Raw genomic sequence first — 24,895 nt, forward strand, 5'->3', positions numbered from 1 at the left:
AATTCATGACAAAAATTTTAATCATTGAAGATGACTTCATGATTGCGGAGTCGACTCAGACTTTACTGAAGTATCAAGGCTTTGATGTCGAGTGGGTGAATAACGGCATAGACGGTCTGAAAATGCTGCAGCAGTCCGTCTTTGATATTGTGCTTCTGGATTTGGGACTGCCAATGATGGATGGCATGCAGGTGCTGAAGCAAATCAGGCAGATTTTTCCAGCATTGCCAGTCCTGATTATTTCAGCGCGAGATCAGCTGCAGCAGCGTGTTGACGGTCTGAATCAGGGAGCAGACGATTATTTAATAAAACCTTATGAGTTTGATGAACTGATTGCACGGATTCATGCCTTGTTGCGCCGCAGCGGCAAAGAGCAGATCAGTCAGCAGCAAAATGTGCTGGTTTATGGTGATTTAGTACTGGATGTAGAACAGCATTTGGCAAAATTCAAAGGCCAGTATGTCGATTTATCCAACCGTGAATGGGCCATTTTAATTCCATTGGTCACCCATCCCAATAAGATTTTTTCTAAGTCAAATTTAGAAGATAAACTCTATGATTTTGATAGTGAAATCAGCAGCAATACCATTGAAGTTTATGTGCATCACTTAAGAAGCAAATTGGGTAAGGATTTTATCCGTACGATTCGCGGCTTGGGTTACCGGCTAGGCCAGTTATAGATGAGCGTGCTGCAGGCCGCCGCAGGCAATTCTTTAAAACGCAAACTGATTCTATATATTTCATTTTTCAGTTTGGTGGTTGCCTGCGGACTGATGATGTCGGCATACCGTATTGCATTAGAGGAAACCAATGAAATATTAGATGCGCAGATGAAAAACTTAGCTGAGCGTGTTGCGCATCATGGTGTGCAGCCAGTGCAAAGCCAATATACTCCAGCAAGACATTATCACGAAGAAGACTTATTTGTAGATGTGTGGGCATATGACGCTGCAGCGGCAAAGCGTTCCGATGGCCTGCTGGTGCCCACTGTGCCTAAAGCGGGTTTTTATACCCATAAAACTTTGGACGGCATTTGGTATACCTATATTTTGCCTTATAAAGATTATCAAATTCAAATTAGCCAGCAGCAGTCAGTCAGGCAAAATTTAGCGCTGGAGCTTGCAGGCAGTATGCTGATTCCGTACTTGCTGCTGATGCCTTTCGTGATTTGGGGCTTAAGCTGGATGATCAGCCGTATTTTGCAGCCGCTGGATGATTTTCGGGATGAACTGGCGCAGCGAAGCTCTAGGGACTTGAAGCCGATATCTGTACAAGAGTATCCGCTGGAAATTATTCCAACCATTGAAGAAATGAATCAGCTGCTTGAGCGTATTGAGCTTTCGCAGCAGGAGCAGCGTCAATTTATAGCGGATGCAGCGCATGAGCTGCGCACCCCTATTACTGCTTTAGGGCTGCAAATGCAGGTACTGCTGCAGGAATATCCTGAGCATGAGGCTTTACAGCGTTTAAATCTTGGTTTGGTGCGTACACAGCATTTGGTGACTCAGCTTCTGAACTTAGCCAAGCAAGATGCTTTACTGGAGGACATTCAGCATTTGAAAGATTTTAATATTGCGGCAACAGCAGTCAGCTGTGTAGAGCAGCTGATTCATTTGGCAATGCAGAAAAATTTAGATTTGGGCATGGAGCGTCAAGAGGAGTTGATGGTGCAGAGCCGAGAGTCTGCAGTGCATTCGATCATTTATAATTTAATTGATAATGCAATTAAATATACGCCCGAAAATGGGGTCATCAATGTCTCTGTCTTTGAACAGGAACAAAAGGCTGTCATTCTTGTAGAAGACTCAGGGCCAGGGATTGATCCGCAGCTGCATGAGCAGATTTTAAAACGTTTTTACCGTGTTTATCACCACCAAGAGGCCGGCAGCGGTTTAGGCCTATCTATTGTGGACAAGGCAGTGCAGCGGATTAATGGGCAGCTGAGTTTTGCTGCAAGTGAAAGTTTAGGCGGATTGAAAGTGACTGTCATTATACCTTTAAAACCGTCAGCTTAAATTTCTTGCAGTTTCGGCTTGCGGTTAAAAGAGGCTTTAATTAAGAAGTTCTGGAGCTGGCTGATTCTCAAAACATCATTAGAATTGATTTAAATTGGCATGAACAGAAGCAAATAAGTCAGTATTGATGAATAGCCGTTATTTGATTTTAAATTATATTTTTATAATAAATGATTGTTTAACTTTTCATGAGTTTACAGCAAAGCAGCGGCGTTTAGGCCTCTTTTTTTTTGTTTTAGGCAAATGTGTAAGCTGAGTAAGTTGAATTGTGTGAATATCTAAAATGACTCACAAAATACAGTTATGTATGATCATGCTGTCCGTGCAGCTGAATGATTGGGCAGAAGTGAAGGCTCAATAGCTTCTTGATCATCAAGGCTTAAATGATATTACTGTTGGGGGGCATGACTGCGAACAGCTGCATTTTTTTCTTAAAATAGAAACTGGCATAGATGACGGCATTGATAAACCAGCAAAGCCAAAAGCTCCATAAATTATGGCTGAGAAAGTGGGCGCCTCGCATCATTTGTGCCCAGCCCATAGTAAAACCTAATATCGTGCCGGCAGTAAAATAAAACCGTGCGCGGGATGTATTGGTTTGGCGGTAGTAAAAATACCCTGTAATGAGCGCAAAGCCTAAAGATGCATGGCCGCCGGGGAAACAGTGGCCCGCATATGCAGAAAAGTCCCAAAAGAATCCCGTTTGATCTGGCAGTGTCATATTCCAAGGGCATGCATGCTGTGACTGGGACTTTAATAAGCCGACTGTGCTGGTGCAGAGCATAGAGACCCAAAACAGATAGCCAAATTCAAAGCGGCGTGTTTTCAGAGACGAGACTTTAAAAGACATGAGCCATGCGCTAAAGATAATGAGATATACAGCAGTCAGCAGATCTTTTACATAGCGGTGATTCAGTTCTGCCAAATACCAATTATTGCGCAGCGTAAAGCTGCCGGACTCTGAAATAAAGGGATGAATCAGCAGCAGGTCAATATCGCCGCCAATGGGAAAGATCGACTGCAAGATGACAAAACTCAGCATGGAACTGCCAAGCAGGAATAAGATGAATTTAGGCTGATCTTGCATAAGATTGAAACGCAATAATTTTAGGTTATTAAGCCAAAACTAGCTTAACTAAAACTTAAGAATGCAGCGCTTTCATCTCTTTAACATTTAAAACGCTATGCATAGCCAAGATCCTGCAAAAGTGGACAGAGTCGCCATGCTAGAGTGTGAGGAATATATTCGGAATTTTTTCATGCTCATCCGTGCAGTTTTATTCGATTTAGACAATACATTGACGCACCGTGATCAAAGTATTTGGGCATATTCACACTATTTAGCAGCGTATTATCAGCCGCTTCTTTTTGAAGCAGATCCGCAGCAGATAAAGTGTATTGTGAATCGGATTGATAATGGCGGTTATCCCGATATTCAACTGCTGACACATCCAAGTATTGGGGCTTCTGTGGCTTATGCGCTGCTGCAGGAGCTGAGCTGGCATGAACAGCCAGATTTTGAAGAGCTGACACAGTTCTGGTTTCGCCATTTCGGCAGCCATGCAGTGGCGATGACAGGAGCATTAGAATTATTGCGTCACTTAAAGCAAGCGCAATATAAGCTGGCCATTGTGTCTAATGGCAGCCATGCCACACGGTTAAATATATTGCAGGGTTTGGGTTTCAGTCACTTCTTTGATGCAATTATCAGCTCTGAATCTGCAGGAGTCAGTAAGCCTAAGCCTGAAATATTTTTATATGCCAGTGAGCGTTTAGGTTTAGAGCCAGAAGAATGTTTGTTTATTGGAGATCATCCAATCAATGATGTGCAGGGTGCTTTGGGCGCAGGTATGCAGGCGGTGCTGCTGGATGGTTTTCATGCAGATAAAGAACATGCTGTAAACACTAAGCGCATACAAAAGCTGGATCAGCTCTGGAAGTATTTATCCTCTGACTATGGACGAACAGATGACATTGAATGAATCAGTCTATTTTCAAATGCTAATCTAAGAAATATAAAAAAAGCTTGGCGTATAGTGCACCGCCAAGCTGTCAAGAGGAAACTGGTTGCAAACGGTATCAGAACATTTGTTCATCCGAATTTGCAGAAATACGGTGAATCGATAAATCCGCGCCGCGGTATTCTTCTTCTTGCGTTAAACGTATGCCAATTGCTGCTTTAAGCAAGCCGTATACTGCGAAGCCGCCTGCCAGTGCAATGATGATTGCAAATAGCGTACCAAGGACTTGCGAGATCATTGATACGCCGCCCAAACCGCCTAGCCGCTGCTGACCAAATAAACCGACAGCAATACCGCCAAATGCGCCGCAAACGCCGTGCAATGGCCAAACGCCCAGCACATCATCAATTTTCAATTTGTTCTGTGTATAAGTGAATAGTTTGACAAAAATCAGGCCCGCAATTGCACCAATCATTAGTGCGCCGAACGGATGCACAATGTCGGAACCTGCGCAAATAGCGACAAGTCCAGCCAGCGGGCCGTTGTGTAAGAAGCCCGGGTCGTCTTGACCTGCAATTTTGGCTGCAATTGTGCCGCCGACCATTGCCATAAGTGAGTTGATAGCCACTAAACCAGAAATAGCATCCAGCCGCTGTGCGCTCATGACGTTAAAGCCAAACCAGCCGACAATTAAAATCCATGAGCCCAGTGCGAGAAATGGGATCGATGAAGGTGGATGTGCGCTGATGCGGCCGTCTTTTTTATAGCGGCCATGGCGCGGGCCTAATAAGAGCACGGCAGCAAATGCAATCCAGCCGCCCATGGCATGAACCACAACCGAACCGGCAAAGTCATGGAAACTAGCCCCAAACTGGCGTTCGAGCCAAGCTTGCAGGCCAAAGTTGCCATTCCAAGCCATGCCTTCAAAAAATGGATAAATCAGGGCAACCAGCAGCAGTGTTGCAATAGCTTGAGAGCGCATTTTTGCGCGTTCTGCGATTCCGCCGGAAATTATGGCTGGAATCGCTGCTGCAAAGGTCAGCAAAAAGAAGCAGCGCATCAGGTTATAGCCATGATCATCTGCCAGTACAGCGCCTGCATGGAAGAAATGCTGCCCATAAGAAATGTAGTAGCCGACAAAAAAGTAAGCCATAGCAGAAAACGAAAAGTCCGTTAAAATTTTACTGAGCGCATTGACTTGGTTTTTATGTCTGACCGTGCCCAGTTCTAAAAAGGCAAAGCCTGCGTGCATAGCCAGCACTAAAATTGCACCGAGGAGGAGAAATAATAAGTCTATATTTTGCATTGTGCGCTCCAATATAGTGCGTTATGTCACAAAAAGAAGATCAGTATATCTAGGCGCTTGATTTCGGCTAGGGGATGAGGCAAGGGAAATTTTGATTGAAAAATAGCAAAAATCATCAAGACTCGATATAAAGCAAATACAATAAAAATGCACTGAAATGGTGCTAAATTGAATATTCAATGTTTTTATAAAGTTGATATTTTTCAAATATATATGTTTATTAATATGATTAAAAAAATATATGATTTGTAAAGGTGCGAGAATGTTGCCAATTTTGAAAAGGGCAGGAGCTTAAAAAAATAGAAATCAATATCGGGCGGGTTCGGCAGATTTTGCACTTCAACAGTACAGTTTGAGTTTTTGTTCTATGGTCTGATGCTTTGATATGCAAATATTCAGGCTTTATTTTTTGGCTGCAGCATACAGCTGAGCAATACATATTGAGTTTTTCACGAAGGCTCAAGTAAAAAAGCAGATCAAATGATCTGCTTTTTTTATGTGTTCAAGGCACAGCTGTTTAATGCAGAATCTTATCTAAGAATTGCTGTGCGCGTTCTCCGCGCGGTGTGTTGAAAAACTCATCTTTGGTGCAGTCTTCAACGATTTTGCCCTGATCCATAAATATAATACGGTTCGCGACGGAACGGGCAAAGCCCATTTCATGCGTTACGCACATCATGGTCATTCCTTCTTTGGCTAAACCGACCATGACATCCAGCACTTCATTAATCATTTCGGGGTCGAGGGCAGATGTAGGCTCGTCAAACAGCATTGCTATCGGGTCCATACTTAAAGCGCGGGCTATGGCGACACGCTGCTGCTGTCCGCCAGACAGCTGTGCTGGAAATTTAGCTGCCTGGGCGCTCAGGCCGACACGGTCTAAATAAGCAAGTCCTTTTTTCTTCGCTTCGGCTTCAGAGCGGCCGAGTACTTTAACTTGCGCAATGGTTAAATTTTCCGTAATGGATAAATGCGGAAACAGCTCAAAATGCTGAAAAACCATGCCGACACGGCTGCGTAATTTGCTTAGATCGGTTTTCGAGTCATTAATTGCAATGCCGTCAACCCAAATTTGTCCTTGCTGAAAAGGTTCTAAGCCATTGACGGTTTTAATCAAGGTTGATTTGCCAGAACCAGAAGGGCCGCAAACAACGACAACTTCGCCTTGGCTGATTTGTGTGCTGCAGTCAGTCAGCACTTGAAAATCTTTATACCATTTACTGACATTTTGGAGGTCGATCATTACTTTTTGTTCACTCATACAGTTAACCTCCGTTGTAATTTTTTCACTGCATAGGTTGCGATAATACTGACGGTGAAGTACACCAAACCAGCAAAGAAAATGTATTGGGTCAGCAGTGACATCAGGTCACCTCTGACGTAGCTGGTACGGAAAAAGTCCAATAGCCCAATGGCATAAACCATGGTGGAATCTTGAAATAAAATAATCGTTTGCTGCAGCAGCAAAGGCGTCATTTTACGAAAAGCCTGCGGCAGCACAATGAGGCGCATAGTTTGCGGATAGGTCATGCCCAGCGCATAAGCAGCTGCAGTTTGCCCTTTAGGAATTGACTGAATACCTGCACGGACAATTTCAGAAAAGTAGGCGGCTTCGAACAGCATGAATGCGACCATACTGGAAACCAGTGCTGTATCGATGGTCAAATAATTGCCAGTAATGCCAGTGTAGATAAAAGGCACGGCAAAATAGAACCACATCAGCACCAGCAGCAGCGGAATTGAGCGGAATAAATTGACATAACCTTTGGCAAACCAGTTTAAAACTTTAATAGACGATAAGCGCATCAGCGCCAATAAAGTACCGATGATCACGCCGCCGATTGTGGCCGTAATCACGACTTTTAAAGTAATACTGAAACCATGCCATAAGGCCGGTCCAGACAGCTGCAAGTCTTGGATAAACGCAGTGAGCCATTCCATTATTTATCTCCTGCGATTAAACCCGGAACACGGAAGCGCTTTTCAAGGAAGTTCATAAAAGCGATCAGGCAGATATTGATTAAAATAAAAGCCAGTGTGACGTAAGTATAAATTTCAATGGTATTTTGCGTGTACTCACTGATGGTTTTCATTTGCGAGATAATTTCTGCAACACCGACCAATGAGGCAACAGAAGTATTTTTGACACAGTTGGTCAGCTCAGAACTGAGCGGCGGCAAAATGGTACGGAATGACTGCGGCAAAATGACATAACGGTACAGCTGTGTGATAGAAAAACCCATGGCATAGCCTGCATTGATCTGTCCTGCAGGAACAGCTTCAATACCTGTACGCACCTGCTCGCAAACACGGGCAGCAGTAAACAGTCCTAGCCCAATACTTGCTGAAATTAATGCTGTCGTATTTGCGCCTAAGTCATTCATCCACCAGCTTTTAATTGCAGCAGGCAGGAAGTTGGGCACGACATAGAACCAAATAAAAAGTTGGATCAGTAAAGGGATATTTCGAAAAATGGTCACGTATGCAGTGGCAATGCCGCGTGCTGCAGGGCTTGGCAGAGTACGCATAATGCCTAAAATACTGCCCAGCACCATTGCGATGCTCCATGCAATAATTGCAATCACAAACAGCCAGCCCAAACCTGTAATCACCCAATTTAAATAGGTCGTATCACCAATACCTGTGGACTGAAAGAGTACACCCCAATTCCAGCTATAATTCATAATGACTCCTTAAAAGTGCCAGCCCTATAAGACTGGCACAGAGGCAAGTTCAGGGTGTTTAGGGTTTATGCATCGCGGTCATGCGGGTTGCTGATCAGCTGTTTCAGCTGGTCAGACATTTCAAAGTTCAAGTTAATATTTTTAGGCGGAATAGGCGCTTTAAACCATTTGTCATAAATGGCATTGATGTCACCAGAGCTGTAAGTTGTTTTAATGGCATTGTCGACCACTTGTTTAAAGCCAGTGTCGCCTTTGCGCATCATGCAGCCATAGATCTCATGAATAGGCGCTGTCCCAACAATTTCCCATTTGTTTTGATCATTGGCTTTTGATTTTTCTCCAGCAAGCAGAATGTCATCCATCATAAATGCAGCGGCACGGCCGTTCTGCAGCATCAGGAATGATTCGGCATGGTCTTTTGCAGAAATAATTTCACCAATACCCAGCTCTTTTTCATGCTGGCGGATATAGCGTTCAGAGGTCGTACCGGCAGTGGTTACCAGCTTTTTGCCTTTAAGGTCGGCAAAATCTTTAATGCCAGAGTCTTTTGCGGTTAATAAGCGTGAACCAACCTCAAAGAAACCGACAGAGAAGTCCACTTGCTGCTGACGTTCTTTATTGTTGGTTGTCGAACCGCATTCCAAGTCTACTGTGCCGTTGGACACGAGCGGAATACGGTTTTGACTGGTGACTAAGTTATAACGGACTTTTAAATCCGGCATATTCAGCTCTTTTTTCAATGCTTCAACCACTTTCATTTGCAAGTCATGCGCATAGCCAACAGGCTGATTGGGATTGTCTGCAATATATGAAAATGGAATAGAAGAATCGCGGTAGCCAAGTACGACTGTGCCTGACTTTTTAATTTTATCTAAAGTGCCCGAGCTAGAAGCAGATGTATCGCTGCTGGCGCTTTGTTCAGCAGATGGCGCTTTGTTGCCGCCGCAGGCAGTTAGGCCAAGCATGATTGAACTTGCGCAGAAGAGTGCTGTCAGCGTACGTTTTTGTGTCATGTGTAAAACTCCTTTTTATATGATGTATTGTTTGCTGCAGTTTTGATAAAGCTATCTAAATCCGTTTTTTTGTAAATGCTGCTGTTTTCTTATGTATGTAAAACATACTGTAAATCATCTTAAGCGAGATTTGAGCATCAGCTCAAGCAGAATTGTTTACGGAATTGTTAACAGTAACTCTTTAGGATTTAAGATATTTTTGAAAAAAAATGTGAGCGGGGAGCAGAGCAATAAATATGCCAATTAGAAAAAACGTAAATTTGGGAATACAATTTATAATGTTCTGGAATATCAGTCTGCAGCGGTTTATAACAGCGAAAAAATAGTGAAAATATGAATAAAATAGATGAGAAATAATGATTTATTTTTAAATTTTTAGCGCTGCAGTATTGGCTGTACATGCATGCAGCAGGGGAATTTATCTAGACCAAAGTATTAGGATTTAGTCTTTTCCTCATGAATTATTTATAAGGTCAGAAAGGATGTAAAGCAGATAAGTGAAAGAGCGCAAGCACGTTAATTTTTCGATTTCTGCTATATTGTTAAACTAAAATCAATTACTTGAGTGCAGGAGCTGCTCAGAATGCTGAACATTGATAGTTTCCGCAACCGCTTACTTATTTTATTTGCGGGCTTGGCGTTTATTCTGGGCTTATGCATCACACTCTATATCGGCTATAAGGCTTCTGCACAAATGACTGCAGCCAGCGCTCAAACATTGAATTTAGTGGCGAAAGGCATCAGTACGACATTGGCAAATTCGCTGACTGAACGTGAACGGGAAATGCTGCTGCTGAGTGAGTCGCCATTTTTTATGGAAACTGATTTTAAAGATGAGCAAATACAGTTAAAGCTGGATCAGGTGAAGCAGTCCTATAAATATTATGCATGGCTAGGCATTGCCAATCCTCAGGGAGAGGTCACTGTGGCCGCAGACGGCATGCTCCAGGGCGCAGATGTTTCTTCACGGCCGTGGTTTAAGGAAGGCTTAAAGCGGGTTTATTTGGGCGATGTGCATGAAGCTGTGCTGCTGGCGAAAAAACTTAAAGCGATTAACCCGAATGAACCTATGCGCTTTATTGATTTTGCAACGCCAATTTATGACGCGAAAAGTAAACAATTGCGAGGCGTTTTAGCTGCTCATGCAGACTGGAGCTGGGCAAGTCAAGTCATGCAAAGCGCATTGCCGGAAGATGCAGCTGAAAAAGGCATAGAAGTCTTTATTGCAAACAGCAAAAGCGAAATTTTATATCCATATAAAAGTATTGGTCAGGTCACATTGCCTGAAAATAAAACCGCATCAAAAACCTATTTCATCGATGATTGGCATGAAGGCGTAGACTATTTAACGACGGATGTTCCTGTTATATCTGATACGAAAATGAGTTTAGGCTGGCACGTGATTATCCGTCAGCCAGTATCTGCGGCTTTGGCCAATGTTCGCGCGACACAGAAGCAAATCGCTCTGATTGGTTTTGTCGTGGCTTTATTTATGCTGATTATTACTTACCGTTTAGCAAACCGTTTTAGCCGTCCGATTGAAGAGCTTGCTCAGCGCGCTTATTCGGTGGAAAGAGGTCAAGATGATGTTCATTTTGAAGCAAAGACCAGTATCAGAGAGATTCAAGGACTGTCGCGGTCGTTGAACAGCATGACCACTACACTGCTGTCCCAGAAACATCAGCTGCAAGAAGCTAATACGACACTGGAGCAAAAAGTACAGGAGCGTACAGCAGCGCTTAAAGAAGCCAATTTAGAGCTGGAAAAATTAGCGCATTATGATGGGTTGACAGGTTTGCATAACCGCCGTGCATTCAATGATTATCAGGCTTATTTATTTGAACAGTTTCAGCGCCAGCAGCAGCCTTATGCAATCCTGCTTATGGATGTCGATTTTTTTAAAAAAGTGAATGACAGTTTTGGGCATGAAATGGGCGACCATGTGCTGCAAAGTGTTGCCAGCCTATTGGCAGCGGAAGTGCGTTCTACAGATTTTGTAGCGCGTTTTGGCGGTGAAGAATTTATTGTACTGCTGCCAGTGACAGCACTGGATGGCGCATTACTGCTGGCCGAAAAAATTCGCTGCCGTATCGAAAATGAAAAAATTATTGAGCATTATGCAATTACAGTGAGTATCGGTGTCAGCGCGGTATTGCCGGCGGATCAGACTGCAAATGAGGCTATCCGCCGTGCAGATCAAAATTTATATCGGGCGAAAGAGCAGGGCCGAAATAGGGTTGTGGCTTCCAAGGAATAAATAAATCGAGGATTCTTTTTTTAAAGGTTTTTTATTGTCAATTTAGTCATCATGCAGAATAGTGCTGTTCTGTCTTATGAATAATACAGGTTGTGAGCTGTTCAATACGCGCGGCATGTTGAGTGAGTTTCTTTTGTAAATCAGGCCATAGCTGCTGGGAATGTTTTTTTAAATAACTGGAAATAATTTCTTCGGAATGAAAAAGCTCAAATGCAAGCTGATTCAGCTGCTCGTCATAAATATTGCTATGGACAAAAATATGTAATTCTTTGGCAAAAACTGGAACCAGTTTTAAATAGTCTGATTCCAGACTTTGAATTGCATTCATTTCTTGCTGAGTTTGCTGTTGAAATTCATGTAAAAAATGGCAGGTGCTGTCACGCAGCCGGTACAAGGTTGGCAGTAAAGTAATCAAAAACTTTTGGCGCTGATTTTCTTCTGCCTGCAAGGCATTTAAGCGCTGTTTACGATCAAAATAAAGCGGAATGGCCACAGCAACAAAAATTGCAATCACTGAGCCAACGGCTTGTACCCATGCTGCGAGCTCTTGATTAAAAATTAAATTGGCTTCTGTTAAAGGCATATTTTTACTCTATTTTTATCATGAGTTGAGTTCACTGTATAAGATGCAGTCTAGGCTGAATCGAACATTTAAGATAGGCTTACGAGCTGTGTCGCCCGTTTTTATGATTTAAGTTTGAAAAAGCTTTTCATGCTTAAATTAGAGAAAAGTACTTTATGTACGAAAAGTTGCTAAACTTTCAGAAATTTAATTTCTTATCGCCGCTATGTCTTTTGATTTAAAAATAAGTTTACTCCCTGCATCGGCAAAGGATGGATTATCTGCGCAGCATAAAAAGTTAAATCAGTTGATTGAGTGTATTGAGCAGCAAAAACAAAATTTACAGCTTTGGAAAAATGCTCAAACAGATATTCAAAGTTATATTCAGTTTAAACTTATACCAATTTACGCGCAGTTATATCTCATTTGGTTTCAGCAGCTTGAACAGCTTTGGACGCATTTGCAGCAGCAAAGCTTTTCTAAAGCGGATATGCAGTCAATAGATTATAAGCTGTATAAACTTGCGCAAACTTTAAAGAAGTCTAAAAATTTAAATCAGCCGCAGCAGGTTTTAGTCGGTGAAGTCACCGCTTTTTATCTGCAGCATTATGCTCATCAGCGTAAAAAAGCAAAGTCTGCTGCATTCAGTCAGCCGCAAGCAGCGGATGATTTAACTCAGGAACGGATAGAACCAGAAGATAAAACTCAAACTGAATATGAGGAATGGGACAGCGAACAATTTCAAGCACAAAAAGCTGCGCATCAACGTAAACGGTTACAGCAAAAGCGTGAACAAGCGCAGAAGCAAGCAGAGCAGTCGCTGAAAACGGTATATTTAAAAATTACAGCAGCGATTCACCCAGACCGTGAACTTGATGAAACTAAAAAAGCAGAGAAAAATGAGCTGCTGCAAGTTGTGAATCAAGCTTATCAGCAGCAGGATTTATTTTATTTACTGAAATTGCAGTTACAGCTGGACACCAATAAAGGTAAAACTCCTAAAGCATTAACAGATGAGCATATCAAGTTTTATAAAATGGCGCTTGAATCTCAAAGCCAAAATTTAGCCAGCCAGATAAACGATATTACCGATACTTTACATTGGAGTGAAAACCCCAAACCTAAAAATATGCAGGTGAAAGATGTATATCAGGTTATTGATACAGAAGCGGCAGCGTTAAAAGAACAGCTGAAATGGGAGCAAGAACGCTTTAATTATATGAGGAAAGTGAGCGGGCTTGAGATGCTGCTGGAGCGCGGGATTTTATAAGCGCAGCGCTGTGCTGCAGGCTGACACGCAAGTTTTTTTGATGTGTTGAGCGCTAAATAATGCAGTGCTGAGATATTTGAACTCAACAAAAAATCCCTGCAAATGCGGGGATGTTTTGTATTGAATGAAGAGCTTAAGCTATTAGTCAATAGACTTGGACAGCTTGTAATTTAAAGTGGTTTCAATTGCTTGGCCTGTTTCTTTATCACGAGCTTCTGCAAAGTTTTCACCAATAAAGAATTTACGTTTTTCAGCATTTTGATCGAGTGTAATCACAGAGGAGTTATGGGTATCAAAACTGAATGAGCCAGTTGTTTTAAACTTGTTTTCAGAGCCTTTCCCTAAATATTTTTCTGATAATTCATAGCTATAGTCAGGTTTTAACTTTAATTCAACTTCAATGCCTTCGCAGTCAGCGCAAGGGAAAATACCTTCATATTCACCTGCCCAATCTAAAGAAGATTCTGCTGTATCGCCAGTGGGCTGTGCTGTTTCTTGAGCCGATGAGGCTGGCGCGGCTGATACAGGAGAATTTTCAGTTTCAGGTGCTGGATTATTTTTACTGCAGGCGCTTAAGGCTAAAACAGACATCGCTGTGAGAACGATTATTTTTTTCATATGGTGTACCGCTGTAAGAATTTAGCTTAAAAATAATAGATCAATTTCAGAACATATATGGTGATCTTGAAGCTCAAGGGCATAAATGAAAAATAATCAGAGAGGTTTAACGGTTGTCTTTTAATTGGTGTTTTATTAATCAAGTTCGGCTTTCTAATTTTGGCAACATCAGTACAATCAATGCCTCACAAAATGGGTTGAGCGTTTAACGTGTTTGAAAAATTAGCAGAAAGCAGTTTGCATGCAATGGGTTGGGAAATTGATAATCATTGGCCATTAGATTTAGATCAATGCGTGATGATTGCAGCGCCTCATACCAGTAACTGGGATGCACTGTATGCGCGTTTAGCGTTAAAAGCTTTAGGTGTAAATGTCCGAATTACAATTAAAGACAGTTATATGAAACTTCCTTTTGGCCCATTTGTCCGTGCAATGGGGGGAATTGGAATTGACCGCAGACCCAAACAGGCAAGCGAAGAGCGTTTAAGCATGGTTCAAGTCATGTCAGATTTATTTAAGACGCATGATAAACTGGTTATGCTGGTTACGCCTGAAGGTACGCGCGCCAAACAGGAAAAATGGAAAACTGGGTTCTACCACGTTGCTGTTACAGCAGGTGTGCCTATTGCATTGGCATATATGGATTATGCGAAGAAAAAAACGGGTGTAGGAAAAATTGTATATCCTACAGGGGACTATGAAAAAGATATGGCTGAAATTATGGCCTTTTATGCAAGTATCAGTGCAAAATTTCCTGAACAGTTCAGTGTAGATTTACGCTATAACGGTTAAGTTTAAAAAACAGGATTCTCATCCTGTTTTTTTTGGGGCTTAAACTAAGGTTGAGATAAGGCTGTATTTATTCGGCAGTTTCTGAGCGCGGAATGCCGCCCAGATTTTGGCAGGATGCTTTATAAATATTAAATTGCTGTTCTATGACTTGGTCTAGCGGAAGGTCAAATAAGGCATCGCCAGCTTTATAGCTTTCTATATAAGATAATGCTTTTTGTTTACTTGAGCTTAATTTTTGTTCATGAAAGCTGGTGATTGAACTATGAGACATTTGAGAACTTTCAATATTGGCGCATTTAAACTGAGCTAAAAGCTTTTCTGCTTTGCGTATTTCACCAGAACTGCCAAATATGCAGCCGCTCAAAAGGGCGGTTAGGCTTAAAATCGCAAGGTTTCTCATCAGGTAGGACTGCACAATATTGGGGGGAGTGATATTGTATAAATAAAAATGTGAATATTCACAGTATGTTTACCAAATGTAAAATAAAACCTTCTCATTGCTTTGGATATGACGGAATAAGCATTTATTAGTAATATTGTAGTGCACATAATGGCAGAAACGCATGATGATCAGCTGAGCGCTACAGCAGGGCTGTTGCTAAGATCAAACAGCCTGATATAAATAATAGGCTTAAAACACCATGTTTAAATTGGCGCTCTGAAATTTTATAAAACAGCTTTGCTCCCAGTATCGCAGGCAGGCTGACGGACAGCAGCAATACGCCCATATAGGGCAAATGCACTGTTTTTATTGTAGATTGAGCAAAATAAGCCATGAGGGTAAAAAGCTGAATGGCAAAATTAAAATGCCGTAAAATATAGCGCTGTTCAGATTTGCTAAGGTTTTTTAGCATCACCCATGCCGAAGGTAAAGCGCCGCAAAATCCGCCTAAGCCGCCCAAAATCCCGCCTAAAAATCCAATCGTGCTGTCAGCCCATTTTCCAGACTGTTGAACACGCTGCAGCTGCGGGCTGAACAGCAGGACTGGGCACCATAATATGAGAAAAACTCCAAGTATGATTTTAAACGTATCGGGCTGAATCATTTGAAGCAAATATGTTCCGAGCGGTACACCAATCAGACCCGCAATAATATAAGGAAGAACAAGTTTTTTTGACAGCCGGTGTTTTTGTTCATTTGCTAAAGAAATCATATGACTCCATACAGAGGCAAAGACCACCAGCGGCGCCGCCAATTGCGGGGGTAAGACCCATACCCAGAAGGACATTGCAATGAGTGCGAAAGCAAAACCTGTCAGGCCTTGTACAAAACCTGCAGCCATCGCGCCAAGTATAAAAATGAGCCAAGTCGTCATATGTCAGAAAAAAGCAGAGTTGCCGTATTTTAGACAACTCATGTGAGCTGCGGGCACTTTCTTCTGCTGTATTTATTTTAAAGTACAGAGATAAGTCTTAAATATTGAATAACGGCTATGATTGGAAAAATAAAAGACACATGAGGTGCCTTTTATTGAGTGATTGAGCAGCTGTGTAGAACTGTTATGCCGATTTTTTATATAAACCTGCACGGACAGTACCTGCTTTAGTTTCTTTAATCTGCTCCCATGATGCAGGCAAATTGAGCTGACTTAAATCGCGGTCTGCCTCTACATAAATCAGTCCTTGATCTTTAATCAGAGGATCAGCCGATGCGGCTAAGTCTTGCCATAAATCTAAGCTGTAGGGCGGATCTAAAAAGACTAAATCAAATTGCTGTTTCAGCGTGGGCAATACTTGCTGTGCGGTAGAGGCTTTAAGCTGCGCTTGAGATTTGGTCACACGTAAAAGCTCTAAGTTCTGTGTCAAAAATTGTACTTGATTGCGGTCAGGTTCAATCATAACGACACTTTTTGCGCCGCGGGACAGCGCTTCAAATGACAGAGCGCCTGAACCTGTGCAAAGATCTAGAACATCGGCATTCTGTACATCCCACATCAGCCAGTTAAATAAAGTTTCTCTGACACGGTCTGGCGTTGGACGCAAACCGTCAATCGATGCAAATGGCAGCTGACGGCGTTTCCATTCTCCGCCAATAATACGCAGTTGATTTTTCATGGTTGCTCTCATTCTTCGCTGGTATTGGCAGCCGGTGCTTGGGCTGTTCTATTTACTGGCTGAGCTGCTGTTGCAGCGGTGTTTGGATTGGCATTTGGGTCTGCAGACAGTATGCTGCTGCCGCTTGGCAGCTCACCGGGCTTGATGCCTGCAGTCATTAAACCGCCGCTGATTTGATGGTTTGCTGGACGGATTGGATTTTTCTTACGCTGCAGCAGCCAATAGTCAAAAATAGGGCGGGCAAGCTGTGCGGCAGAACCGCCATGACGGCCGTTTTCCCAGACAACAGCGATGACAATTTCAGGATTCTCTGCAGGCGCAAAGCCAACAAATAAACCATGATCCAGCTGGCGGTCAGTCAGTAAAGCTTCATTATAACGTTTGCCTTGAGCAATACTTTTAACCTGTGCAGTACCTGTTTTACCTGCAATATGGTAAAGCGGGGTTCGTATGCCGCGGCCTGTACCAGATTCAACGACATCAACCATTGCGTCGCGCATTTTGACCCAGTCTTCCTGCTTTCCGTTAAATTCAATTTTACCGTCAGGCGCATTGTGTACCGTGTGGACTTTCGCGCCTTTACTGTCACGCAGTACGTGCGGTGTAACATGGTCACCAAAGTTTGCCGTAATAGCTGTGGCTAGAGCCAGCTGCAGCGGTGTAGCGGTAAATGCGCCTTGTCCAATACTCACAGAAATTGTTTCACCTTTGAGCCATTTGGTATTTCGGGTACGCATTTTCCATTCAGGACTAGGATAGAGGCCTTCGCTTTCACTTGGTAAATCTACGCCAGTTTTTGAACCAAAACCAAATTGGCGCATCCATGTATTCATACGTTCAATACCCATGCGGTAAGACAGAACATAAAAATATGTATCACATGAAACGATTTGGGCTTTATGCATATTCACTGCGCCATGGCCAGACTTTTTATGGTCACGGAAGCGGTGGCTGTCGCCTGGCAGGGTAAAATAGCCGGGATCAGAAATCGCTGTTCCCCAATCGACTAGACCATGATGAATGCCGCCCAAGCCAAACATGGGCTTAATGGTTGAACCTGGCGGATAAGAACCTTGTACTGCACGGTTATATAAAGGCTGATCTAAATTGTCACGCAGAGCACTATAGTTTTTAGTGCTGATGCCGGTAACAAAAAGGTTAGGATTAAAGCTGGGGCTAGATACCAAAGATAGAATTTCACCCGTACGCGGGTCCATGGCAATAATAGCGCCGCGGCGGCCTGCCAGCTGTTCCGAAGCCACGGTTTGCAAGCCATAATCTAAAGACAGAAACAAATCATTGCCGCGAATAGGATCTTTACGGCCTAAATGACGCAAAACATTGCCATGCGCATCTGCTTCCACAGACTCATTGCCGGGAGAACCATGCAGCAGCTCTTCATAAGACTTTTCAACCCCGATTTTACCAATCAGGTTTGTGCCAGCGTATAAGTCTTTATCAATGCTTTTTAATTCTTTGTCATTAATACGGCCAACATAGCCAATTACATGCGCAAACAGTTCACCGTGGGGATAATAGCGCGTCATTTGCGTTTCAATGTTCACGCCAGGGAATTGGTATTTAACTTCACTGAACTTAGCAATTTCCGTTTCGTTCAGATTCAGCTTTAAAGCAACGCGTTCAGTTTTTTTAGATGTTTTAATACGGCTTTTAAAACGTTCGATATCTTCGTCAGCCAAACTTAAAACTGGAATCAGGCGTTCCACAGTATCATCGATGTCTTCAATATCTGCACGGCTCATGGTGGCAGAAAATACTGGATAGTTATCTGCTAGCAGCACGCCGTTGCGGTCATAGATATAGCCGCGAGCCGGCGCTAAAGGCTGCAGGCGTATGCGGTTTTGGTCAGATGCTGTAGAAAACTCTTCAAAACTGGTAATTTGCAGATAGGCATAGCGCGAAACCAGCAGCAGCATAAAGAACGTCACAATACCTATAGAGATAAGAACTCGATTGCGGTAAATGCGCTTTTCTTGCTGAACATTTTTTAGAGGAAAGTGCTGCTTCATACGCGATAGGCTTTACTGAAAATCTGGACGGAAATTAAGAGCAACATTCTAACGCAAAAGTCATTTTTTAGATAAACAAAAACTCACGCTTTGACAGAGTCCGTTTAAACTTTGACTTTACAGACAATAAAAAACCTCAGTGCAGTATATATGCAGCTGAATAATTCTGATAAAGTCAAAAACACATAAAAATAGGGCCGTTCTAAAAATATAATTAAGGAAGATGGTGAAAATAATGAACAAATTTTGTTCTTTTATGTTGTGTGTAATTGCAGCGAATGCAGCTTATGCGCAAGACAGCGGCTATTTGCCAGAAGCAAAGCTGACAGATAACCAAGCATCAGCTTGGAATTTAGGGGCCGGTTTCACTCAAAAAATGGTGCATTTAAATGCTGAATGGGTAAATCCCTATGGCATTGCCTATGTAAAGGGCGGTGTATTTTTAAATGGCGACCATACGCCGGGCGGGCAGCTTGGTTTTCGTTATCCTGTGCATTTCACAGGCAAAGATAAAAATGGCTATTACATTGGCGTTTATGCAGGGCATTTGGACAGCAAATCTGTAGATGGCGAATATGAAAGCCGTTTAGGCGGCGGTGTTGATTTATCATATGTCATGATGAGCCGTGAGCGGATCAGCACATTCAGTATTGGCCTTGGCGCAGGTGAAGAGCTGAAACATCGTGACGGCACGATTGCAGAAGAAACCGAACCGCAGCTACAATTCTCCTATACTTTAAGTATTGGTTTATAGTGACAATCCTTCCAAGTGATCTCTTTAGAATTCATTGAATAAAATTAAATATGGAAATTATGCATGCTTGAGTACGTGAGCGGATTATGGCTAACTTTTACACTGCGACCAGATTTTTGGGCCGTGCTGAGCATTATTCCGGTTACAGCATTCGTAACATGGGCGCATGTATGGATGGCGCTGAAAATGGTGTTTTACCCAATTAACTTTTGGGGCTTCCATTTGGGTCCGCTGCCGGTAGGCTGGCAAGGTATTGTGCCGCGTAAAGCAGGGCGCATTTCGGGCATTATTACTGACAATACATTATCTAAATTGGGTTCTTTGCAAGAGTTCTTAAATGCAATGGATCCTGAGGATATGGCGTGTATTATCGGCGAGCAGGTCGGTTTTGAGCTGGAGCATTTAATTGATGAGGTGATGATTGACCGCAATGCCGTGCTGTGGGAAAACCTGCCATATTCGATTAAACGCCGTATTTATGCCCAAGCGCATAAGCAATTGCCGGGTATTTTAAAGGAACTCGTGACCGAACTGACCATGAATGTAGAGTCACTGGTGAACATGCGTGAAATGGTAGTGCGTCAAATGGAAGGTGACCGCCGTCTCATGGTGCGGATGTTTCTAAAGGTTGGTCAAAAAGAGATCAATTTTATTTGGCATATCAGCGCGCTGATCGGCATGTTCTTCGGTATTTTCCAAATGATCGTTTGGTTCTTAGTGCCTTGGCACTGGACCGTTCCGTTTTGGGCAGCCATTTGGGGCTTCCTCACAAACTGGATTGCGATCTGGATGGTCTTTAACCCTGTAGAACCGCACTATATACGCTATCCGCAGTTTTTTGCCTTGACGCAAGACCGTAAATTTCCATGGGTTAAACCGGTTATTCCGCGCATTGGCACCTATAATATTCAGGGCGCATTTATGAAACGTCAGGAAGAGGTTTCAGATGTATTTGCCAGTGTAGTGACTGAAGAGCTGATCACATTGAAATCTATTATGACGGAAATGATGTACGGCACCAAAAAGGAAAAAACCCGCCGTATTGTGAAGCGCCATATTAATGAAATTATGGAAACACCGCTGGTTCGAACGTCATTACAGCTTTCTTTAGGGCCAAAAGAGTACGCAAAACTCAAGACGGACTTGATTGACCGCTCAATAGAAATTACGATGGTGCCTGTATGCGACCCTGCTTTTAATGCGAGCCGTGCACAGAAAATCTTTCAAATGTTCAAAGATCGTATTCGTGAGTTAACGCCTAAAGAATTTCAAAATCTGTTACGTCCTGCATTTCAGGAAGACGAATGGATTCTGATTGTACTGGGCGGCGTCACGGGTTTCTTTGCTGGTACAATACATTTGTTCGTGGCTTTCTTATAATGAGATGCCGGGGGACACAGTCAATTACTGTGGTCGTGGCGTCATACAAATTGTTTTAAATGAGGATGTTTATTTATGCGCATTATTTTACTCGGACCACCTGGAGCAGGTAAAGGTACACAAGCTCAGCTGATCTGTAAGCGCTACAATGTCCCACAAATTTCAACCGGTGATATGCTCCGTGCTGCAATTCGTGAAGGAACTGAATTAGGTCTTAAAGCTAAGAGCGTCATGGAAAGCGGCGGTTTGGTTTCTGATGAATTAATCATTGGTCTAGTGAAAGAGCGTATTGCTCAGCCTGACTGCGTAAATGGCTGTATTTTTGACGGCTTCCCGCGCACGATTCCTCAAGCAGAAGCTTTGGAAGCGGAAGGCATCAACATTGATCACGTAATTGAAATTGATGTTGCTGATGAAGAAATCGTTCAGCGCCTTTCTGGCCGCCGCCAGCATCCTGCATCTGGCCGTGTTTACCACATTGTTTACAATCCGCCAAAAGTGGAAGGTAAAGATGATGAAACGGGTGAAGACCTTGTTCAGCGCCCAGATGACGAAGAAGCAACGATCCGTAAGCGTCTAGGTTCTTACCACACTGAAACTGAGCAATTGGTCGGTTTCTACCAAGGCCGTGCGGCTTCTGGTGAAAATGCGCCAACGTATAACAAGCTGAATGGCTTGCGTCCAATCGAAGAAGTTCAAGCAGATTTGTTTGCAATTTTAGATCAGTCAAAATAAACAGCTTTTGTGAGTTTTGACAATCAAAGGGCCCTAAGTCATATTAGGGCTCTTTTTTTATGTGCCTGAATGAAGGAAATGATATGCAGCCGATTTTGGTGATTTTAGCCATGCTGGCAGCAGCTGCATTGCTGCTGGGCTTGCTATGGATGAGCTATAAGCTGTTAAGGACTTCTATGGAGCAGGAAAATAAACAGCGTCAAAAACCTGAATATCGCCTGCATCCGAAGCTGCAGCAACAGCAAAAGGATGATGCTAAAGAGGATTAATTGCAGTGATGCTGCAAAATAGAGGCCTAGGCCTCTAAATTTTTTACAGGAATGCTGCGCGGTGCGCCAAACTCAAAACGGTCTGGCCAGTTGCATACATCAGATACAATGCATTCATTGCACTTAGGTTTGCGTGCAATACAGCAGTAACGGCCATGCAGGATAAGCCAGTGGTGAGAGTCAACGATAAACTCTTTAGGAATAACTTTTACGAGACGGTGTTCGACTTCCAGCACGTTTTTACCTACTGCAAGTCCAGTGCGGTTGCCTAAGCGGAAGATATGCGTATCGACGGCCATGGTCGGCTGGCCAAAAGCGGTATTAAGCACCACATTTGCAGTTTTGCGGCCGACACCGGGTAAGGCTTCCAAATCTGCACGGTTATTTGGAACGATACTGTTGTGCTTCTCTATAAGCATCTTGCAGGCTTTAATAACATTTTCTGCTTTTGAATTATATAACCCAATGGTCTTAATATATTCTTTTAAGCCGTCTACGCCCAGCGCATAAATCGCTTCAGGAGTGTTGGCAACAGGGAACAGCTTATCTGTGGCTTTATTGACGCTAACGTCGGTTGCTTGAGCAGACAGGGTAACAGCAACCAGCAGTTCAAAAGGACTGGCGTAGTTCAGCTCTGTTTTTGGGTTTGGACGCTGCTCACGCAAACGCTCAAAAAACGTTTGGATTTGCTTTTTAGTCATATTTTTAACGGCCATGCTTAAGCTCCTTGCAGCTGTATGAGCTGCAGGCTGAGCTGTTCCAGCAGCAGACGCTTTTTCTCATCTTCTCGGACGGACAGCTGTTTTTCTAGTTTTTTAATCTGCACCCGAAGTTTTGCCAGTTCAATGGTTGTCTTTGCATCTAGTACAGGCGGGGCCTCTTTATGCATGAGCTGAATATCGGGAACGTTGTCTGTTTGAGATGCAAACTGTGCGAATAATTCGGTATCGATTTCAGCGCGGACGATAGGCCCTTTGCGGTGAACACGGCGCTTTTCTTCACGCTGAATATGTGCATAGTAACGTGAACGCAAGTCATCCTGTTCATCAATCCGCGCTTGTTGATCAGGAATGGCCTGCAGGTCTTCAACTAAGTCAATACAGTCTACTGGACAAGGCGGTATGCAAAGCTCACAGCCCGTGCAAAGATCAGTCAAAATGGTATGCATCAATTTGCCTGATCCGATAATCGCATCGACAGGGCAGGCGCTGATGCATTTAGTGCAGCCGATACATTCATCTTCACGGATGATGGCTTTCATGCGCTGCGGGCGGCCATCATTTTGAATGGGCCAGACGCTTTCTTCGGCAGGCAGCTTTGAGCGGTTCAGCAGCTCTGCTAGAGCGTCAGCTACGGGCTGTCCGCCTGGCACGCATTTATTGGCCTCTTCACCTTCCGCAATTGACTTCGCATAGGGCAAGCAGCCGTCGCGGTGCCCGCATAGTCCGCATTGTGTCTGCGGCAATAAAGCGTCAATTTTTTGGATTAGGGAAATTTGAATATTCATGTATAACCGAGGGAACTGAAAGGACAGCTGAAGCAATAGATCAGAATGCAGCATATTAGCATGTTTTTATTTGGATTTCCTGTGCGCAAAAATGAACCTAAATACGCATTAAAAATGGGCAAAAACTGACATTGATTTATTATTAAAAGTTATTTTATTTATAACAAAAAAGACTAAGAAGTTAAAATAAATCCTTGTTTATCATTAAATATTAAAGTTTTTTTAAAAAACTATTGCTGAATAGTTACAAAAGATATTTAATGTTTTGCGCCAAAATATATCATTGATTGAAATTTTGACCAATTTTGATCCATTTCTGCTGAGGATTAAGCGTTGAAATACAACAGCCTTAACGACTTCCTAGATTACGTAAAATCACGTGATGCTCATCAACCAGAATTTCTTCAAGCTGTTGAAGAAGTAATGACCAGCCTTTGGCCATTCATTGAAAAGAACCCGCAATATGCTGACCATGGTTTGCTAGAACGTCTAGTCGAGCCAGAACGTGCGATTCAATTCCGTGTTTCATGGGTAGATGACAAAGGTCAAACTCACGTAAACCGCGCTTTCCGTGTTCAATACAACTCGGCAATTGGTCCTTTCAAAGGCGGTATGCGTTTCCATCCATCTGTAAACCTTTCAATTCTTAAATTCTTAGGTTTCGAACAGACTTTTAAAAATGCCTTAACAACGCTGCCTATGGGCGGCGGTAAAGGCGGTTCGGATTTTGACCCTAAAGGCAAATCTGAAGGTGAAATCATGCGTTTCTGCCAAGCGTTAATGATTGAGCTGTACCGTCACTTAGGCTCTAACACTGACATCCCTGCTGGAGATATTGGTGTAGGCGGCCGTGAAGTTGGCTATATGGCTGGCATGATGAAGAAGCTTAGTAATGACACTTCAAGTGTATTTACGGGCAAAGGCTTATCTTTTGGCGGCTCTTTAGCGCGTCCAGAAGCGACTGGCTTCGGTACTGTGTATTTCGCTGAGGAAATGCTCAAGACCCGCGGTGAGAGCTTCAAAGACAAAGTTGTGACAATTTCCGGTTCTGGCAACGTTGCTCAATTTGCTGCTGAAAAAGCAATGTATTTGGGTGCGAAAGTAGTTTCACTTTCTGACTCGAATGGCACAGTTTACGTGAAAGACGGTTTCACTACTGAACTTCTATGTGAAGTGATGGAACTTAAAAATGTAAAACGCGGCCGTATTTCAGAGTTTGCTTCTAAACATGGTTTTGAATATTTAGAAGGCAAGTGCCCTTGGGGTATCAAATGTGATATCGCATTACCATGCGCAACTCAAAATGAGTTAAATGGCGATGATGCAGCAACGCTTATTGCCAATGGCGTAATCTGCGTAGCTGAAGGCGCAAACATGCCATCTACTTTAGATGCTGTTGAAAAATTCATTGAAGCAAAAATCCTTTATGCGCCAGGTAAAGCGTCAAATGCTGGCGGTGTTGCAACTTCTGGTCTTGAAATGTCTCAAAACGCAATCCGTTTAGGCTGGACGTTTGAAGAAGTTGATGAGCGTTTGCATGCGATTATGAAAGAAATTCACCGCAACTGCGTGAAATACGGTACACAAGAAGACGGTACTGTAAATTACGTAAATGGCGCAAACATTGCTGGCTTCGTAAAAGTTGCTGATGCAATGCGTGCTCAAGGTGTATTCTAAGTAAAATTAG

25 protein-coding genes are annotated in these 24,895 nt (G+C 43.0%); 11 read left to right on the plus strand and 14 right to left on the minus strand.

Features of this window, described 5'->3' with window-relative positions; translation table 11 throughout:
• Window positions 1-5: 5 nt before the first annotated feature.
• Window positions 6-680 carry a response regulator transcription factor gene (locus tag D7V32_RS00665; RefSeq protein WP_120400998.1) on the plus strand — a complete coding sequence of 225 codons (675 nt, stop codon included), beginning with the start codon at window positions 6-8 and terminating at the stop codon, window positions 678-680.
• Complete coding sequence (locus tag D7V32_RS00670) at window positions 681-2,015, plus strand: sensor histidine kinase (RefSeq protein WP_120400999.1); 1,335 nt, start codon at window positions 681-683, stop codon at window positions 2,013-2,015.
• A gap of 379 nt (window positions 2,016-2,394) precedes the next feature.
• On the opposite strand, the gene D7V32_RS00675 is transcribed toward D7V32_RS00670, so the two are convergent.
• Window positions 2,395-3,102, minus strand: coding sequence for a phosphatase PAP2 family protein (locus D7V32_RS00675; RefSeq protein ID WP_120401000.1), 708 nt, complete (start codon window positions 3,100-3,102; stop codon window positions 2,395-2,397).
• A 172-nt stretch (window positions 3,103-3,274) separates the two neighbouring features.
• On the opposite strand from D7V32_RS00675, the gene D7V32_RS00680 reads away from it, so the two are divergent.
• The gene (locus tag D7V32_RS00680) at window positions 3,275-3,997 is read left to right on the plus strand and encodes an HAD family hydrolase (protein ID WP_120401001.1); all 723 of its coding nucleotides are present in this window, start codon (window positions 3,275-3,277) and stop codon (window positions 3,995-3,997) included.
• Window positions 3,998-4,094: 97 nt separating this feature from the next.
• On the opposite strand, the gene D7V32_RS00685 is transcribed toward D7V32_RS00680, so the two are convergent.
• From D7V32_RS00685 to D7V32_RS00705, 5 genes are all read right to left on the minus strand, one after another.
• On the minus strand, window positions 4,095-5,282 hold the full coding sequence (locus D7V32_RS00685; RefSeq protein ID WP_120401002.1) for an ammonium transporter: 1,188 nt from the start codon (window positions 5,280-5,282) through the stop codon (window positions 4,095-4,097).
• A gap of 517 nt (window positions 5,283-5,799) precedes the next feature.
• Window positions 5,800-6,525, minus strand: a complete 726-nt coding sequence (locus D7V32_RS00690) for an amino acid ABC transporter ATP-binding protein (RefSeq protein WP_171407539.1) — start codon at window positions 6,523-6,525, stop codon at window positions 5,800-5,802.
• Between the two features lie 14 nt (window positions 6,526-6,539).
• Complete coding sequence (locus D7V32_RS00695) at window positions 6,540-7,223, minus strand: ABC transporter permease subunit (protein WP_120401004.1); 684 nt, start codon at window positions 7,221-7,223, stop codon at window positions 6,540-6,542.
• The gene (locus D7V32_RS00700) at window positions 7,223-7,966 is read right to left on the minus strand and encodes an amino acid ABC transporter permease (protein WP_120401005.1); all 744 of its coding nucleotides are present in this window, start codon (window positions 7,964-7,966) and stop codon (window positions 7,223-7,225) included. The genes D7V32_RS00695 and D7V32_RS00700 overlap by 1 nt, the downstream gene beginning before the upstream one ends.
• Before the next feature lie 65 nt (window positions 7,967-8,031).
• Window positions 8,032-8,979: a transporter substrate-binding domain-containing protein gene (locus tag D7V32_RS00705; protein ID WP_120401006.1), complete on the minus strand. Its 948-nt coding sequence runs from the start codon at window positions 8,977-8,979 to the stop codon at window positions 8,032-8,034.
• A gap of 583 nt (window positions 8,980-9,562) precedes the next feature.
• Here D7V32_RS00705 and D7V32_RS00710 point away from each other — a divergent pair.
• Window positions 9,563-11,236, plus strand: coding sequence for a sensor domain-containing diguanylate cyclase (locus D7V32_RS00710; protein ID WP_120401007.1), 1,674 nt, complete (start codon window positions 9,563-9,565; stop codon window positions 11,234-11,236).
• Between the two features lie 49 nt (window positions 11,237-11,285).
• Here D7V32_RS00710 and D7V32_RS00715 read toward each other — a convergent pair whose 3' ends face one another.
• A complete protein-coding gene (locus D7V32_RS00715; protein ID WP_120401008.1) occupies window positions 11,286-11,819 on the minus strand; it encodes a hypothetical protein in 534 nt (177 codons plus the stop codon).
• A 205-nt stretch (window positions 11,820-12,024) separates the two neighbouring features.
• Between D7V32_RS00715 and D7V32_RS00720 the strand changes: the two genes are divergently transcribed.
• Window positions 12,025-13,068, plus strand: coding sequence for a molecular chaperone DnaJ (locus D7V32_RS00720; protein ID WP_120401009.1), 1,044 nt, complete (start codon window positions 12,025-12,027; stop codon window positions 13,066-13,068).
• Window positions 13,069-13,209: 141 nt separating this feature from the next.
• On the opposite strand, the gene D7V32_RS00725 is transcribed toward D7V32_RS00720, so the two are convergent.
• Window positions 13,210-13,686 carry a copper resistance protein NlpE gene (locus tag D7V32_RS00725; protein WP_120401010.1) on the minus strand — a complete coding sequence of 159 codons (477 nt, stop codon included), beginning with the start codon at window positions 13,684-13,686 and terminating at the stop codon, window positions 13,210-13,212.
• 210 nt (window positions 13,687-13,896) lie between these two features.
• On the opposite strand from D7V32_RS00725, the gene D7V32_RS00730 reads away from it, so the two are divergent.
• On the plus strand, window positions 13,897-14,478 hold the full coding sequence (locus tag D7V32_RS00730; RefSeq protein WP_171407530.1) for a 1-acyl-sn-glycerol-3-phosphate acyltransferase: 582 nt from the start codon (window positions 13,897-13,899) through the stop codon (window positions 14,476-14,478).
• A 67-nt stretch (window positions 14,479-14,545) separates the two neighbouring features.
• Here D7V32_RS00730 and D7V32_RS00735 read toward each other — a convergent pair whose 3' ends face one another.
• The 4 genes from D7V32_RS00735 to mrdA all read right to left on the minus strand — a co-directional run bounded on the left by D7V32_RS00735 (window position 14,546) and on the right by mrdA (window position 18,563).
• The gene (locus tag D7V32_RS00735) at window positions 14,546-14,878 is read right to left on the minus strand and encodes a hypothetical protein (protein WP_120401011.1); all 333 of its coding nucleotides are present in this window, start codon (window positions 14,876-14,878) and stop codon (window positions 14,546-14,548) included.
• Between the two features lie 181 nt (window positions 14,879-15,059).
• Complete coding sequence (locus D7V32_RS00740; protein WP_228200146.1) at window positions 15,060-15,794, minus strand: sulfite exporter TauE/SafE family protein; 735 nt, start codon at window positions 15,792-15,794, stop codon at window positions 15,060-15,062.
• Between the two features lie 184 nt (window positions 15,795-15,978).
• Window positions 15,979-16,533, minus strand: coding sequence for a 16S rRNA (guanine(966)-N(2))-methyltransferase RsmD (gene rsmD, locus D7V32_RS00745; protein WP_120401134.1), 555 nt, complete (start codon window positions 16,531-16,533; stop codon window positions 15,979-15,981).
• An 8-nt stretch (window positions 16,534-16,541) separates the two neighbouring features.
• Window positions 16,542-18,563 (minus strand): penicillin-binding protein 2, encoded by a 2,022-nt coding sequence (gene mrdA / locus D7V32_RS00750; RefSeq protein ID WP_120401012.1) that lies wholly within the window; start codon window positions 18,561-18,563, stop codon window positions 16,542-16,544.
• Window positions 18,564-18,798: 235 nt separating this feature from the next.
• Here mrdA and D7V32_RS00755 point away from each other — a divergent pair, with 235 nt between their 5' ends.
• From D7V32_RS00755 to D7V32_RS00770, 4 genes are all read left to right on the plus strand, one after another.
• Window positions 18,799-19,317, plus strand: coding sequence for a hypothetical protein (locus tag D7V32_RS00755; protein ID WP_120401013.1), 519 nt, complete (start codon window positions 18,799-18,801; stop codon window positions 19,315-19,317).
• 63 nt (window positions 19,318-19,380) lie between these two features.
• Window positions 19,381-20,697 carry a hypothetical protein gene (locus D7V32_RS00760; RefSeq protein WP_120401014.1) on the plus strand — a complete coding sequence of 439 codons (1,317 nt, stop codon included), beginning with the start codon at window positions 19,381-19,383 and terminating at the stop codon, window positions 20,695-20,697.
• Window positions 20,698-20,772: 75 nt separating this feature from the next.
• Window positions 20,773-21,432 carry an adenylate kinase gene (gene adk, locus D7V32_RS00765; protein ID WP_120401015.1) on the plus strand — a complete coding sequence of 220 codons (660 nt, stop codon included), beginning with the start codon at window positions 20,773-20,775 and terminating at the stop codon, window positions 21,430-21,432.
• An 83-nt stretch (window positions 21,433-21,515) separates the two neighbouring features.
• Entirely contained in the window at window positions 21,516-21,701 is a 186-nt protein-coding gene (locus D7V32_RS00770) for a hypothetical protein (RefSeq protein WP_147394203.1), read from the plus strand.
• 26 nt (window positions 21,702-21,727) lie between these two features.
• On the opposite strand, the gene nth is transcribed toward D7V32_RS00770, so the two are convergent.
• Both nth and D7V32_RS00780 read right to left on the minus strand, forming a co-directional pair.
• Window positions 21,728-22,417 carry an endonuclease III gene (nth, locus tag D7V32_RS00775; RefSeq protein ID WP_120401017.1) on the minus strand — a complete coding sequence of 230 codons (690 nt, stop codon included), beginning with the start codon at window positions 22,415-22,417 and terminating at the stop codon, window positions 21,728-21,730.
• A gap of 2 nt (window positions 22,418-22,419) precedes the next feature.
• Window positions 22,420-23,208, minus strand: a complete 789-nt coding sequence (locus D7V32_RS00780) for an RnfABCDGE type electron transport complex subunit B (RefSeq protein WP_120401018.1) — start codon at window positions 23,206-23,208, stop codon at window positions 22,420-22,422.
• A 333-nt stretch (window positions 23,209-23,541) separates the two neighbouring features.
• Here D7V32_RS00780 and gdhA point away from each other — a divergent pair, with 333 nt between their 5' ends.
• Entirely contained in the window at window positions 23,542-24,885 is a 1,344-nt protein-coding gene (gdhA, locus tag D7V32_RS00785; RefSeq protein WP_120401019.1) for an NADP-specific glutamate dehydrogenase, read from the plus strand.
• Window positions 24,886-24,895: the final 10 nt, after the last annotated feature.

Source organism: Acinetobacter tianfuensis (assembly GCF_003611465.1).
Taxonomy (GTDB): Bacteria; Pseudomonadota; Gammaproteobacteria; order Pseudomonadales; family Moraxellaceae; genus Acinetobacter; species Acinetobacter tianfuensis.